14 protein-coding genes, 1 tRNA gene and 1 other annotated feature are annotated in these 13,537 nt (G+C 30.2%); of the genes, 6 read left to right on the top strand and 9 right to left on the bottom strand.

Translation table 11 applies throughout. The features are described 5' to 3' along the window. Nucleotides 1–50: 50 nt before the first annotated feature. Nucleotides 51–506: a GNAT family N-acetyltransferase gene (locus tag DW911_RS04800; RefSeq protein ID WP_118434072.1), complete on the bottom strand. Its 456-nt coding sequence runs from the start codon at nt 504–506 to the stop codon at nt 51–53. Nucleotides 507–622: 116 nt separating this feature from the next. Beyond that, a tRNA-His gene (locus tag DW911_RS04805) sits at nt 623–698 on the bottom strand. A 332-nt stretch (nt 699–1,030) separates the two neighbouring features. On the opposite strand from DW911_RS04805, the gene DW911_RS04810 reads away from it, so the two are divergent. Next, entirely contained in the window at nt 1,031–1,234 is a 204-nt protein-coding gene (locus tag DW911_RS04810) for a cold-shock protein (protein WP_118434073.1), read from the top strand. Nucleotides 1,235–1,315: 81 nt separating this feature from the next. Here the strand turns inward: DW911_RS04810 and DW911_RS04815 are convergent, their stop codons facing one another. Next, nucleotides 1,316–2,782 (bottom strand): L,D-transpeptidase family protein, encoded by a 1,467-nt coding sequence (locus DW911_RS04815; protein ID WP_118434074.1) that lies wholly within the window; start codon nt 2,780–2,782, stop codon nt 1,316–1,318. A gap of 119 nt (nt 2,783–2,901) precedes the next feature. Beyond that, a complete protein-coding gene (locus DW911_RS04820; RefSeq protein ID WP_158568248.1) occupies nt 2,902–3,504 on the bottom strand; it encodes an HAD-IA family hydrolase in 603 nt (200 codons plus the stop codon). A 98-nt stretch (nt 3,505–3,602) separates the two neighbouring features. Between DW911_RS04820 and DW911_RS04825 the strand changes: the two genes are divergently transcribed. Further along, the gene (locus DW911_RS04825; protein WP_118434076.1) at nt 3,603–3,938 is read left to right on the top strand and encodes a hypothetical protein; all 336 of its coding nucleotides are present in this window, start codon (nt 3,603–3,605) and stop codon (nt 3,936–3,938) included. A 34-nt stretch (nt 3,939–3,972) separates the two neighbouring features. On the opposite strand, the gene DW911_RS04830 is transcribed toward DW911_RS04825, so the two are convergent. Then, nucleotides 3,973–4,578 carry a hypothetical protein gene (locus tag DW911_RS04830; RefSeq protein ID WP_118434077.1) on the bottom strand — a complete coding sequence of 202 codons (606 nt, stop codon included), beginning with the start codon at nt 4,576–4,578 and terminating at the stop codon, nt 3,973–3,975. Nucleotides 4,579–4,641: 63 nt separating this feature from the next. Continuing rightward, nucleotides 4,642–4,947, bottom strand: coding sequence for a thioredoxin (gene trxA, locus DW911_RS04835; protein WP_118434078.1), 306 nt, complete (start codon nt 4,945–4,947; stop codon nt 4,642–4,644). A 141-nt stretch (nt 4,948–5,088) separates the two neighbouring features. Here trxA and DW911_RS04840 point away from each other — a divergent pair, with 141 nt between their 5' ends. The 3 genes from DW911_RS04840 (at nt 5,089) to DW911_RS04850 (ending at nt 8,671) form a co-directional block, all read left to right on the top strand. Further along, nucleotides 5,089–5,946, top strand: coding sequence for a DegV family protein (locus DW911_RS04840; RefSeq protein WP_118434079.1), 858 nt, complete (start codon nt 5,089–5,091; stop codon nt 5,944–5,946). A 158-nt stretch (nt 5,947–6,104) separates the two neighbouring features. After that, a complete protein-coding gene (gene rnjA / locus DW911_RS04845; RefSeq protein ID WP_118434080.1) occupies nt 6,105–7,862 on the top strand; it encodes a ribonuclease J1 in 1,758 nt (585 codons plus the stop codon). A 26-nt stretch (nt 7,863–7,888) separates the two neighbouring features. After that, nucleotides 7,889–8,671, top strand: a complete 783-nt coding sequence (locus DW911_RS04850; RefSeq protein WP_233541886.1) for a metallophosphoesterase — start codon at nt 7,889–7,891, stop codon at nt 8,669–8,671. 19 nt (nt 8,672–8,690) lie between these two features. Here the strand turns inward: DW911_RS04850 and argB are convergent, their stop codons facing one another. Genes argB through argC form a run of 3 tightly spaced genes read right to left on the bottom strand, consistent with a single transcriptional unit; the run spans nt 8,691 to nt 11,842 of the window. Further along, nucleotides 8,691–9,560, bottom strand: coding sequence for an acetylglutamate kinase (argB, locus tag DW911_RS04855; protein WP_118434082.1), 870 nt, complete (start codon nt 9,558–9,560; stop codon nt 8,691–8,693). A 9-nt stretch (nt 9,561–9,569) separates the two neighbouring features. Further along, nucleotides 9,570–10,793: a bifunctional ornithine acetyltransferase/N-acetylglutamate synthase gene (gene argJ / locus DW911_RS04860; RefSeq protein WP_118607528.1), complete on the bottom strand. Its 1,224-nt coding sequence runs from the start codon at nt 10,791–10,793 to the stop codon at nt 9,570–9,572. 11 nt (nt 10,794–10,804) lie between these two features. Further along, entirely contained in the window at nt 10,805–11,842 is a 1,038-nt protein-coding gene (gene argC / locus DW911_RS04865) for an N-acetyl-gamma-glutamyl-phosphate reductase (RefSeq protein WP_118434084.1), read from the bottom strand. A gap of 41 nt (nt 11,843–11,883) precedes the next feature. After that, nucleotides 11,884–12,093: a binding site (T-box leader), on the bottom strand. Nucleotides 12,094–12,309: 216 nt separating this feature from the next. On the opposite strand from argC, the gene DW911_RS04870 reads away from it, so the two are divergent. Then, complete coding sequence (locus DW911_RS04870) at nt 12,310–13,521, top strand: argininosuccinate synthase (protein ID WP_118434085.1); 1,212 nt, start codon at nt 12,310–12,312, stop codon at nt 13,519–13,521. The last annotated feature ends 16 nt before the right edge of the window (nt 13,522–13,537 follow it).

Consider the following 13,537-nt stretch of genomic DNA (forward strand, 5'->3'; position numbering starts at 1 on the left):
ATCAATAAGAAAATTATGTTTTTTCTATTGATTTTTCATAGTAGGTCTCCTTATAATTTTTTCTTTAGCATTATGACTTCTTGATTACGCCACACTTCTTTAAATCCGTGTTTGATAAACAATTGAGTATATGGGCTGTTTAAAGCAATATCGTCACATAAATAAGTTAAACCATTCTTCTTTGCTTTTTTACATAACATTTTAAGTGCCTGTTTCCCATATCCTAATCTTCGGTACTTAGCCTCAATAATTATATTCAAGACATACTCTTGATATTGATCCTCATAATAATAAGATACTTCACCAACATAGTTTTGTGATTGCGTATCTTTAATATAAGCGTAATAATATTGAGGATGATTCATCCATAACTGATACCAAGTATTCCACAAAGATAAATCAAAAGAAATAATCCCATCTTGATTAAATGCCATCGTTGCTGGATCAGCTAATAAATGTTGCCGATAGGCCAATTCATCTAATCTCGGTTTAACTAATATAAGCATATAATCTCCTTCTATTTTTAACTTACATTAATTGTAATGCAGTCTTATTTTATAATATTTTTATACAAAAGAAAACAAAAAAACTCTTGAATTATCTTCAAGAGTTATTTACAAAATGGGGCGGACGATGGGAATCGAACCCACGAATGCCGGAGCCACAATCCGGTGCGTTAACCACTTCGCCACGTCCGCCAGTTCCAACTGCATGTATTACTATACATGAAAAAATATAACTTGTAAAGAGAAAATTAAAAAAATAGTTTAATTATTTCATTTGTATCAAAACAACGTATTGAATATAACATTTTATCTATAAATTACTCTTTGATCATTTCCCACCAAAAACATAAAGAAAACATTTACAAACCATTTTTTTGAATGATATAATATTGATTGCAAAAGCATATATGATTTTCAAAATATAACAGATATGAGAAAGTTGTATTACTTTATGTAAATAATCTCATATTTGTGATTTCTACATAGAGTATTTCCTTTTGTAATTTAATAAGGAGGTACCAGTCATGGCTACAGGAAAAGTAAAATGGTTTAATTCAGAAAAAGGATTTGGATTTATTTCAAATGATGAAGACAACAAAGATATCTTTGTTCATTTCTCAGCAATCGTTGCTGATGGATTCAAAACATTAGAAGAAGGTCAAGTTGTTGAATTCGATATTACTGATACAGATCGTGGACCACAAGCACAAAACGTTGTTGTAAAATAATGTTTAAAACACCCCTTAGGGTGTTTTTCTTTTGTATAAAACATAAAAATAGGAATGATCATCAATCATTCCTATTTTATTTTATCGATAAACGATAACTGGCGTATTATCATCAAGTGATGCGTATAAAGAAGCAGCTACACTTTCTGATAAGTTAATACATCCGTGTGATCCATTTGTTTTATAAATTTCTCCACCATAAGCACTACGATGCAAATCATGGAATCCAATTCCACCATTAAATGCCATCCAGTATTTAACAGGTGCTTCATAAGGCCAAGTACCATCAGGATTTTTTTCACCTCTTAATACACGGTTTCTTTGTTTAAAATAGATATAATATGCTCCATTAGGTGTTGTACGTTTAGGATCAGATTCTAAACCACTTACAAAATCAGATTGTAAAATACAACTTCCATTTTTATAAAACCACATATGTTGTTTTGTAATATTAACTTCTACATAAGTATTACCTAATCCACCATTTTCATCTGATGAAGATTTTCCTGTTGTTCTTGGGGTTCTATTTACATCACTTTTATTTTGTTTAATGAGTTCCATGACTTCTGCAGTTTCTGTTGCTGGCATAACACGAATTCCATAAGTTCCTCCGGTAACAGTATGCATCGCACCATCACTACCTTTGAATGTAGTAGATTGATTAACTGTATTGTAAGAAACAGCCATTTTTTTAACAAACGCTAATACATTTTCTTTAAAAACACTGTCATCTCTTACATATGTGCCATCATCTTTCTTTGTTAACCAGTCTAACATAACAGAACCATCTAATGTAAATTCTTTTCCAGATGATGTTTTATATGAAATAACTGATTTACAATATTCATTAGCTGCTGATAACTTATTTTTTAAATCTTGATTATCTTCTTTAACTGCTGGTTGGACATAACAATTTTCTTTTCTAACATTGATTGTTGTTTTACCATTAGCTAATGCTGTCTTTACGCTATTTAATAATTGATCAAATTGAATAGTAGATCCTTCTGTTTCTTTAGCGATACTAAATTTACCATCTTTGTATTGAACATAAGCATCTGTTGGTGCAACTTGATTTTCTGCTTTCATATGTTCTAATGATTGTAACCCTGATGTTAATGCTTGTTCATCAACTGTAATCACATCTTTAACTGCATAATCCTTTGAATTCATTAAAGCCCCAACCCAACCAAAAGAACTTTGTTTATCAAGGACTTTATTGATTGTATTATTTTCATTATAGCCAAGCCCTAATTGACTACTATTAATTGATTCATTTTTCCCATCATTGAATTTTAATACAATTTGATGATCTTTCACTCCTTGAGATACCTTTTCTTTAGCTTTAGTAAGATTTAAACCACCTACGTCAATTCCATTGATAGAAGTACCTGGTAAATATTTACCACTATAGTAAACACTTCCTCCAAAGTACCCAATCAGTAAAACTAAAATAACAATTCCGCCAGTTAAACACCACTTTTTATGAGTATTAAACCACGCTTTAAAATTGTTTTCTTTTTGTACTTTATTTTTAGCTTTTGTACTCATTGTTTTATCCCCCAAAATATCTGTAATAAAATTATTAAGATGATATAAATTTTAACCACATTTGTCAATAAATACAATACAAAAAGTATGGTATTTTTAAAGAAAAATGATAATTTAAATCATTTGCTTTCATTTTTTAATATATTCATATATTTCTTTAATTTATTAACATCACCATCAAAGCAATATCCTTTCATTCCTGCTGCTTTTGCTCCTTGAACATTTTCTTCTATATCATCTACAAATAAACACTCATGACCCTCTAAATGATAATAATTAAGAAAATCTAAAAAGATTGCTTTGTCTGGTTTTACCATATGATGTTTAGCTGAAAGATAGTAGTCTTTAAAATATTTGAAAATAGATTTACTTTGATAATAATTATCAAATTGCACGGAACAGTTAGACAACAAATAAAAATCATAATCATTTTTATATTCAATTATGAATTGTTCCATTTCATCAATCACATCAAAAAAATCATACCAGTGATTAAAAGTATATTCTATCAATGATCCATATTGTGGATATTGTTTTGTTAGTTGTTGAATAGCTTGATTTATAGAAATATCTCCTTTATCTAATTGTTTCCATTGAAATGAACCAAACAATGATTGAACTAAAAAATCCTGTTCATCTTTATCATCCGTTAACTGACTTGCAATATATCTTGGATCCCAACGACAACACACATTTCCCATATCTAACACTATATATTTCATGATCATTCCCTCCCTACTATCTAGATTATAATCTATTTTTTAATGCAAAGATATCTCAAATCGTCTATAATTATTATATAGAAAGGGGATGCTTTATTATGCAAGCTTTATTTTTAGTTTTACATAAAGTTGAATGCTTAGACGAATTACTCGTTGCTTTACAAAAAGCAGGTATTAAAGGGGGTACAATTATTGATAGTAAAGGGATGTTAAATACCCTTCAAAAAAATGAAAACTTCATTTTAGATTCGCTTAGAATTTTCTTAGAAGATCCTAGAGAAGAAAGTAAAGTACTCTTTTTCGTTTTAAATAAAGAACAAGTTGCTTTAGCTAGAAAAACAATTGATCAATCACTTGGTGGTATCGACAAACCGAATACAGGAATTATGTTTGGTTTTGATTTAAACTTTGTTGATGGTCTTAATAACGAATAAAGAGAGAAAATACATAACGTATTTTCTCTCTTTTTTACCATTGTAACATCGTCATATAATTATCAATATCATTAAGTGCTTTTTTATAAGCATCCAATCGTACCATTTTTTCCTTTTTGCCATCAATAGAAGTAATATAAACACTATCATAATCACTTTCTACAACAAGTGCTTGTTTTTGATAAGTTAAATAACCATTACTAATTCGATATTTAACCTTACCATTTACACGATACTTAACAATATCTCCTTTTAATATAAGAACATAAGCTTCATGACTAGGTTTTTCACTACTATGATTTAATAACGGTGCTTCTTGATCTGGTGGTAATAATTGCATAATTTTATGAAATATCTGTTTGCTGGATATTTTATATCCTTGTATCTTATCGTTTTTATCAACTGTTAAAGTCACATCTTGATAATGTTCATTAGACTCTTGACTACTTACAAAATCTAGTAATTTAACTTTTAATGTTGCGTCTTCTACAACTACTGAATCTACAACTTCTTTAGAAACTACTTTTGTTTGTTTTGGTGTTTCCTTAGTAGAAAACTTAAAAACAATAGCTATAACAACAACTAATGCAATAACACAAAGGCAATACATAGCATTTTTAGTAAGTTGCATTTTTTTCATTTGCTTACCACCCCTTCTTTATATTATTCTATCAAAAATACTCCAAAGAAAAAAGACGCATCATTATAAAACTGCGTCTAATCTCTTTTGAATATCACCTTTTCCAGTAAAACCTGTAATTTGATCTACTGCTTGACCATCTTTAAAGATAATAAGATTAGGAATGGCTTGAATTCCATACTTTCTTGCAAGATTTTCTGATTCGTCCACATCTACCTTTACAAATTTCACTTGTTCCATTTCTCCAGCTAATTCTTCCAAAACTGGACTTAACATTTTACATGGTCCACACCAATTAGCAAAGAAATCAACTAAGACAACACCATTTGCAATTGTTGTAGCAAATTGACTTTCATTAATTATTTCCATACTTTCACCTCAACTATTATTATGCCTATACTTTTTTATTTTACAAGTTAAATGCTTTTTTATTTTAATATTTGAATTTTATAGTTAACACTGTTATGATATTCAGTAGATTAATGTGTAATGTATCTAGGAGGTTTTTATATGAAAAAAGTAGCAATTGTTACAGATAGCAATTCAGGAATTACTCAAGCAGAAGGAAAACAATTAGGTGTCTTTGTTTTACCCATGCCTTTTACTATTGATGGTGAGACATACTATGAAGATATTAATCTTACCCAAGAACAATTTTATGATAAATTGATGAACAATGCTGAAGTCTTTACTTCTCAACCAGTAGTCGGTGATGTAAGTAAACTTTGGAACAAAATATTAAAAGACTATGATGAAATTGTGCATATCCCCATGTCAAGTGGCTTAAGTGGTTCATGTCAAACAGCACTTATGTTAGCCAGCGAATATGATGGTAAAGTAGAAGTTGTTAACAGTCAAAGAATTTCAGTTACACAAAAATATGATGTTTTAGATGCCAAACGACTAGCCGATGAAGGTAAAAGCGCAAAAGAAATCAAAACAATCTTAGAAAACAATAAATTACAAGCCTCTATCTATATTACAGTCAATACACTAGAATATTTAAAAAAAGGTGGTCGTATTACACCAGCAGCTGCCCTACTTGGGGGAATGTTAAAAATTAAACCTGTATTACAAATTCAGGGAGAAAAACTTGATGCTTTTTCAAAAACAAGAACAATGATTAAAGGTAAAAAGATTATGAGTGACGCTATCGATAAAGATATTAAAGAACGTTTTGGTGATGATTATCATCATGTTCACATATGTGTAGCTTATACATATGATCGTGAAGCAGCTCTTGAATTTAAAGAAGAACTTCAACAAACATATCCTGATGCGCATATTATTTGTGATCCTTTGTCATTAAGTGTTTCTTGTCATATAGGACCACATGCTTTAGCTGTTGCTATATGTAAAGTGATTTAAAAGATTCTTAGGAATCTTTTTTATTTTAAAAAAAGTTAAAAAGATTTGACTAATATAAAATAATTTGACTATAATGTAACAGTTACTTGATGTTTAATCAATTCATAAGAATCATTGTATGTTATAATAATGAAAAAGAAATAATAAGGAGGTTAACTATGCAAGAAAAGCCAAATCATAATAAAAAAAATGGCAACTATCATAAAAAACAAAATAATCATAAAAATCCAAAAAAATTACATCATAAATCATCTAAATCACCAGATACTAAAATATTTGCTTTAGGTGGATTAAACGAAATCGGAAAAAATATGTATTGTGTAGAACATGAAAATGAATTGTTCATTATTGATGCAGGAGTTAAATTTGCAGAAGATGGATTACCTGGTATTGACTATGTTATCCCAGACTACACATACTTAAAACGTAATGAAAAGAAAATTAAAGGGTTATTAATTACTCATGGTCATGAAGATCATATTGGGGGTATTCCTTTCTTACTACAGGTTGTCAGTATCCCTTTTATTTATGCTACACCTCTAGCGTGTGCTATGATCAGAAGAAAACTTGAAGAAAAACGTTTAACGCAAGCAACTCATCTTATTCAAATAGATGGTGATTATCAAATTAAATCACGTTATTTTAACATTGGTTTCTTTAAAACAAACCATTCTATTCCTGAAAGTGTGGGAATTATCTTAAATACACCTAATGGTCGTATTGTTTCTACTGGAGATTTTAAATTTGATTTATCTCCTGTAGGAGATCCTGCTGATTATCAAAAGATTTCTTTTTTAGGAGAAACAGGTGTGACTTTACTTTTAAGTGATTCTACTAATGCTGAAGTTCCTACATTTAGTAAGAGTGAAAAAAAAGTGGCTAATGCCGTTCAAGAACAATTTAGAAAAACTGAAGGTCGTTTAATTGTTGCAACATTTGCTTCCAATGTACATCGTGTACAACAAATTGTAGAAGCTGCCGTTAAGTTTAATCGTAAGATTCTTGTATATGGACGTTCAATGGAAAATAATATCCAAGTATCTCGTCAACTTGGTTATATTAAAGCTCCTGATCGTTTCTTTATCAAAAATGATCAAGCTAAAAAATTACCAGATAACGAGATTTTAATTTTATGCACTGGAAGCCAAGGTGAAGCTTTAGCAGCATTAAGCCGTATCGCTAATGGTACCCATAAATATGTAAAAATCAAACCGGGTGATACTGTTCTCTTCTCTTCAAGTCCTATTCCGGGTAATGATTACAGTATTAATGTTGTTGTCAATCGTTTGTTTAGAGCCGGTGCTAGAGTTTTAGTCAACACTGCTTTTAATAACTTACATACATCAGGACATGCTAGTCAAGAAGAACAAAAATTAATGATGTTACTTACAAAACCTAAGTATTTCTTCCCAGTCCATGGAGAATATCGTATGTTAAAAATACATGCTCAATTATCACAAGAAGTCGGTGTACCACCTGAAAACTCATTTGTTTTAAGCAACGGTGATACAATTCTTCTCAATCATGGTGAAGCAAGACTTGGTCCAAGAATTCATGTTGATGATATCTATGTAGATGGTAATGATATAAGTGGTTTATCAACTGCTGTATTAAGAGATCGTCAAATATTATCAGAAGATGGTATGGTATCTATTTTAATTAGTATGGACTCTCATAGTGGTAAACTTCTTACAAGACCGGTTATTATCTCACGTGGTTTTGTTTATATGAAAGATAGTTTTGCTATGATTCGTGAAGCAGAAAATTTAGTAGGGCACGCCCTTAATAAGTTATTAGCTGGAAAAACAACATTTGGGGAAATTAAAAATACAACTCGTGAAGTTTTATCTTCATACTTTTATCGCAAAACTAAACGTAATCCAATGATTATTCCAGTTATTATGAATAAAAAATAATGTTTAAGAAACTAAGAAAAATCCTATTGATATGTATATTATTTATATCAATAGGATTTGGTTCTTATACTCTACTTCACGGTTCAAAAACAGAATATCGTTTTAAAAATGATACTTATCAAAGTACAAAATTACCTAACACCTTTAATGATTTTACCATTGCTTATATAAGCGATATCAATCTTCATCAAGAAAAAGATTTAAAAAGATTAAAAAAAATTATAAAAGATTTAAATACAAAAAATGCTGATATGGTTTTGTTTGGTGGAGATTTATATGATGGACAAGTATTCAAACAAGACGAAGTGATTAAAATACTAAAGAAAATAAAAAGTAGTTATGGTCAATTTGCTGTTTTAGGAGAAAAAGACCAAGTTGATAAAACAACATGTACCAATATTTTAACTGAATCAGGATTTGAAGTACTACATAATGAGTATCGTAAAATCTATTATAACGATCAATCCATCAGTTTATTTGGTTTAGAAAACAGTAGTGATATTTCTACATTATTAAATGATGATAATAAAAATAGTTTTAAATTAGCTTTAGTCCATCAACCAGATTATTTTCAACAACTCAAATCATCTGTCCAGCTTCAACTTTCTGGACATACTTTAGGTGGTTATATTAAACTTCCTCTTATTGGTGGTTTAGAAGATAAAGATTTAGGTACGCTATATCGTAGTGGGATTCATAAATCAAAACAATCCACTTTAATTATTTCAAATGGTTTAAGTTTTGAAAAAGATCATGATTATCGTATTTTTACTTATAATGAGATTAACATGATTACACTAAAAAAATAACAGGTTCTATATGAACCTGTTATTTTTTTATCATTGTTCCTACCCCATTAGCAGTAAATATTTCTATTAATAAACTGTGTTCTAAACGACCATCTAAAATATGTACTCGACTTACATCATTTTGTACAGCCGCTAAACAATTCTTCAATTTTGGAATCATACCACCAGTGATGACACCCTCTTTAAATAATTGTTCTGCTTTTTCGGTATCAATTTGTGAAATCAATGTTTCAGGATTATTTGGATCTTTTAAAACACCTTCTATATCTGTTAAGAAAACAAGTTTACTAGCATGCATTGCTCTTGCAATCGCTGTTGCCACATCATCAGCATTAATATTGTAAGCATGATATTTTTCATCAAGACCTACTGTTGAAATAACCGGTGTATAATCTTGATCTAATAATAATTTAATTAATGTTGGATCGACATGAGTAATATGACCAACATAACCAATATCATCACCATGAGGCATTGATTTTTCTACTATAATCATATTTCCATCTTTACCAGATAAACCAACGGCATGAGTTCCAATTCTTTCTAAATGTTGAACCAATCCCTTATTGACTTTACCCGATAAAACCATTTCAGCAACTTCTAATGTTGCTTGATCAGTAACTCTTAAACCATTTTTAAATTCACTTTGAATATTAACACGTTGTAACATTTTATTAATGTCTTTACCACCACCATGAACGATAATAACTTTAATACCAACTGATTTTAAAACAGCGATATCTTTTAAAACATTTTGTTTAATCACTTCATTAGTCATGGCACTACCACCATATTTAATAACAACAACATGTCCTGTAAATTTTTGGATGTACCCTAAAGCATCTACAAGTACTTGAGCCTTATTTATTTCTTTTTCAAAACTTTGCATATAATCCCCCTATGAACGATAATCAGCATTGATTTTAACATAATCATATGTTAAGTCGCATCCCCATGCTGTAGCTTTACCATCAGCAATTTTCATATCAATATTAGCTTTAACATATTCGCTTGATAGAATTTTTGTAGCCACTTCTTCACTATAATCCGTTGCCATTCCATTTTCAACAAGCTTTAATTCACCGTATTCACTTTCAATATATAAATCTACTTGATAAGGATCAAATTCTTCCCCAGAATATCCCATTGCACATAAAAGTCTACCCCAGTTAGCATCATTACCATAAACTGCTGTTTTTACTAAAGGTGAAGTACATACACTTTTAGCGATGACTTTAGCTTGTTTAATATCTTTAGCATGATTAACATTGATTTCTAACAATTTAGTAGCACCTTCACCATCACCAGCAATACATTTTGCTAGATACTCATTAACATAATAAAGTGCTTCTTTAAATGTTTGATAGTTTTGATCTTCAGTTTCTATTTTTTCATTACCTGCTAATCCATTAGCCAATAATAATACTGTATCGTTTGTTGAAGTATCTCTATCTACTGATACCATATTAAAAGTATCAGGGATTACTTCTTTCAAAGCCTTATTTAATAACTCTTTAGATATATTTAAATCAGTTGTAATAAATCCTAACATTGTAGCCATATTAGGATGAATCATTCCTGAACCTTTACAACATGCCCCTAATGTAACTGTAGTTCCATCAATATCAATTTCAACAGCAATATGTTTAGGTTTTGTATCAGTTGTCATAATAGAAGTTGCTACTTCAATCCCTGCTTCATTAGATGAAGAAAGTAAAGCTTTAGTTGAATCTATTCCTTTTTTAATAGGTTCTAAAGGAAGTTGTTGACCAATAACTCCAGTAGAACAAATTAAAATCTTTTCATGACTCACACCAAAAGCATCACCTACAATTTTAGCAAACGCTTCATTATTTTCTTCACCTAATTTTCCAGTACATGCATTAGCAATACCACTATTAATCGCAATTGCTTTTACTTTTTGAGTTCCTTCTACAATTTTTTTATCCCATAATACAGGTGCTGCTTTAACCATATTTGTAGTAAATGTCCCTACTGCATCTGCTTCTACTTCACTGACTATTAAAGCAAGATCTTTTTTTCTTTTCTTTATTCCTACATGTTGTCCTGCCCCTAAAAACCCTTTAGGAGAAGTCACCGTTCCATTATCAATAACTTTCATCTTTATCCTCCTTATAAAATAGCAGGTGCAAGCATAAGTCCTGTTTTTTCATCTAAGCCAAACATTAAATTCATATTTTGAATAGCTTGTCCGGCTGCACCTTTTACTAAATTATCCATTGTTCCCATCATAATAACACGATGTGTACGTTCATCAATTTTATAATTAACATCAACAAAATTACTTGCTTTTACACTTCTTACCTCAGGTACCTTTCCTGGTTTTAGTACTCTTACAAAATATTCATCATCATAAATTTGATAAGCCTTGGCTACCTGTTGACTTGTTACTCCTTCTTTTAACTTAGCATAAGCAGTAATACAAATACCTCTATTCATTGGAATAAGATGAGGTGTAAAATTGAGTAATACATCTTGATGAGATGCATAACCTAATTGTTCTTCTATTTCAGGTGTATGACGATGTGTTGCTACACCATAAGCTTTCATACTTTCATTGACTTCACAGTATAAATTAGCAACCTTAGCTCCTCTACCTGCTCCACTGACTCCACTTTTAGCGTCAATGATTAATGTATCCATGTCAATAAGTCCTGCTTTAGCTAAAGGATAAACTGATAAAATAGAACAAGTAGGATAACATCCTGGATTAGCTAATAAACGTGTATTTTTAATTTGTTCACGATTAATTTCACATAACCCATAAACTGCTTCTTTAATAAATTGTGGTGAAGCATGTTTAATTCCATACCATTTTTCATATGTATCAACATCTTTAATTCTAAAATCTGCCGATAAATCAATAACTTTCACTTTGCTTAAAACTGTTTCATTAACCATTTTTGCACAAACACCTTGAGGTGTAGCAAAAAAGATAACATCAACATCATCTAAATAATCTTCAATATTTTCATCAATACATTTTTGGTCGACTAATTGAAAATAACTTGCATAAACTGAACTGTATTCTTCATCACTATATGTTCTAGAAGATACCCATTGTATTTTTGCTTCTGGATGAGTTAATAAAAAACGAACTAATTCACATCCCCCATATCCTGTTGATCCAACAATACCTACTCTTATCATATTTTATCCCCCATTCTTCTAAATAAAAAAATCGTCTCTTAACAAGAGACGATTGACCGCGTTACCACTCTATTTATCATAAGTTGACCTTATGATCTCTTTCATCGTTAAGGGCGATTACCCGAAAGTGATACTTATTTCCCACTTTCCTCTCCTAAATGCGCTTCATCCTAACTAAGATTACTAATCTTCCACCAACACTAGCTCGCTTAAATCATCATTAAGACTACTCTTTTATTCATTGAGTTTGGTATTATTATATTACTTAAATTCTATTTGTCAAACTAAAATAATAGAATTTTGTATAATTTATTTTTAAATTATATGAATAAAATAGCATTACCCAAAATAATACAATTTTATTTAGAATAATAATAAATTATTAATTATTTCGATAAATCATTGCATTAATTTAAATGTTAGTTTATGATAATTATAATTTAATAACAAGTTGAAGGGAGATTAATATGAAAGAAAAAGTCATTCTTGCATACTCTGGGGGATTAGACACAACTGCTATCATCCCATGGTTAAAAGAAAACTATGATTATGAAGTTATTTGTTGTTGTATTGATGTAGGTCAAAAAGAAGAATTAGAAGGTCTTGAAGAACGTGCTAAATCATGTGGTGCTTCTAAATTATATATTGAAAACGTTGTTGATGAATATGTAGAAAACTATATTATGCCTACTGTTCAGGCTGATGCTGTTTTTGAATATAAATATTTATTAGGTACAGCAACTGCTCGTCCATTAATTGCTAAGATCTTAGTTGATGTTGCTAGAAAAGAAGGCGCAACAGCTATTTGTCATGGTGCAACAGGTAAAGGAAATGACCAAATTCGTTTTGAACTTGGTATTAAAGCTTTAGCTCCAGATTTAAAAATCATTGCTGCTTGGCGTGATCCAAAATGGACAATGGATTCTCGTGAATCTGAAATCGAATATTGTAAAGCACATGGTATTCATTTACCATTCTCTGCTGATACAAGCTATTCTCGTGATCGTAACATTTGGCATATTTCTCATGAAGGGTTAGAACTTGAAAAACCAAGTTTAGCTCCTAATTTTGATCATTTATTAGTATTATCAAATGCTCCTGAAAAAGCACCTGATGAGGATACTCATATTGAAATTGAATGGGAAAAAGGTGTTCCAGTAGCATTAAATGGTAAAAAAATGTCACAAACTGCTATTCTTGAAGAATTAAATGAATTAGGTGGTAAAAATGGTATTGGTATTATCGATATCGTAGAAAACCGTGTTGTAGGAATGAAATCACGTGGTGTTTATGAAACACCTGGGGGAACTATTTTAATGGAAGCACACCGTCAATTAGAAGAACTTGTTCTTGATCGTGAAACATTAAAATATAAACGTTTAGTTTCTGTAGAATTTGCTGAATTAGTTTATGCTGCTAAATGGTTCTCACCACTTAGAGAAGCATTATCTGCTTTTGTTTCTAAAACACAAGAAGTTGTTTCAGGTACAACAAAAATGAGATTATATAAAGGTAATATTATCAAAGAAGGTACAACATCTCCTTATTCATTATATGATGAAGATATTGCTTCATTTGCTACTGGTGATTTATATGATCATCATGATGCTGAAGGATTCATTACTTTATATGGTCTTTCTACAAAAGTTCGTGCAATGAAATTAAATGGTAAAAAATAAAAAAGGGCTTTAGCCC

It is taken from the genome of Erysipelatoclostridium sp. AM42-17 (assembly GCF_003480255.1).
Taxonomy (GTDB): domain Bacteria; phylum Bacillota_I; class Bacilli_A; order Erysipelotrichales; family Coprobacillaceae; genus Faecalibacillus.

Excerpts from the sequence above, each read along its gene's own strand:
- DW911_RS04800 (WP_118434072.1), bottom strand. The coding sequence starts at position 506 with ATGCTTATATTAGTTAAACCGAGATTAGATGAATTGGCCTATCGGCAA.
- DW911_RS04810 (WP_118434073.1), top strand. The coding sequence starts at position 1,031 with ATGGCTACAGGAAAAGTAAAATGGTTTAATTCAGAAAAAGGATTTGGA.
- DW911_RS04815 (WP_118434074.1), bottom strand. The coding sequence starts at position 2,782 with ATGAGTACAAAAGCTAAAAATAAAGTACAAAAAGAAAACAATTTTAAA.
- DW911_RS04820 (WP_158568248.1), bottom strand. The coding sequence starts at position 3,504 with ATGAAATATATAGTGTTAGATATGGGAAATGTGTGTTGTCGTTGGGAT.
- DW911_RS04825 (WP_118434076.1), top strand. The coding sequence starts at position 3,603 with ATGCAAGCTTTATTTTTAGTTTTACATAAAGTTGAATGCTTAGACGAA.
- DW911_RS04830 (WP_118434077.1), bottom strand. The coding sequence starts at position 4,578 with ATGAAAAAAATGCAACTTACTAAAAATGCTATGTATTGCCTTTGTGTT.
- trxA (WP_118434078.1), bottom strand. The coding sequence starts at position 4,947 with ATGGAAATAATTAATGAAAGTCAATTTGCTACAACAATTGCAAATGGT.
- DW911_RS04840 (WP_118434079.1), top strand. The coding sequence starts at position 5,089 with ATGAAAAAAGTAGCAATTGTTACAGATAGCAATTCAGGAATTACTCAA.
- rnjA (WP_118434080.1), top strand. The coding sequence starts at position 6,105 with ATGCAAGAAAAGCCAAATCATAATAAAAAAAATGGCAACTATCATAAA.
- argB (WP_118434082.1), bottom strand. The coding sequence starts at position 9,560 with ATGCAAAGTTTTGAAAAAGAAATAAATAAGGCTCAAGTACTTGTAGAT.
- argJ (WP_118607528.1), bottom strand. The coding sequence starts at position 10,793 with ATGAAAGTTATTGATAATGGAACGGTGACTTCTCCTAAAGGGTTTTTA.
- argC (WP_118434084.1), bottom strand. The coding sequence starts at position 11,842 with ATGATAAGAGTAGGTATTGTTGGATCAACAGGATATGGGGGATGTGAA.
- DW911_RS04870 (WP_118434085.1), top strand. The coding sequence starts at position 12,310 with ATGAAAGAAAAAGTCATTCTTGCATACTCTGGGGGATTAGACACAACT.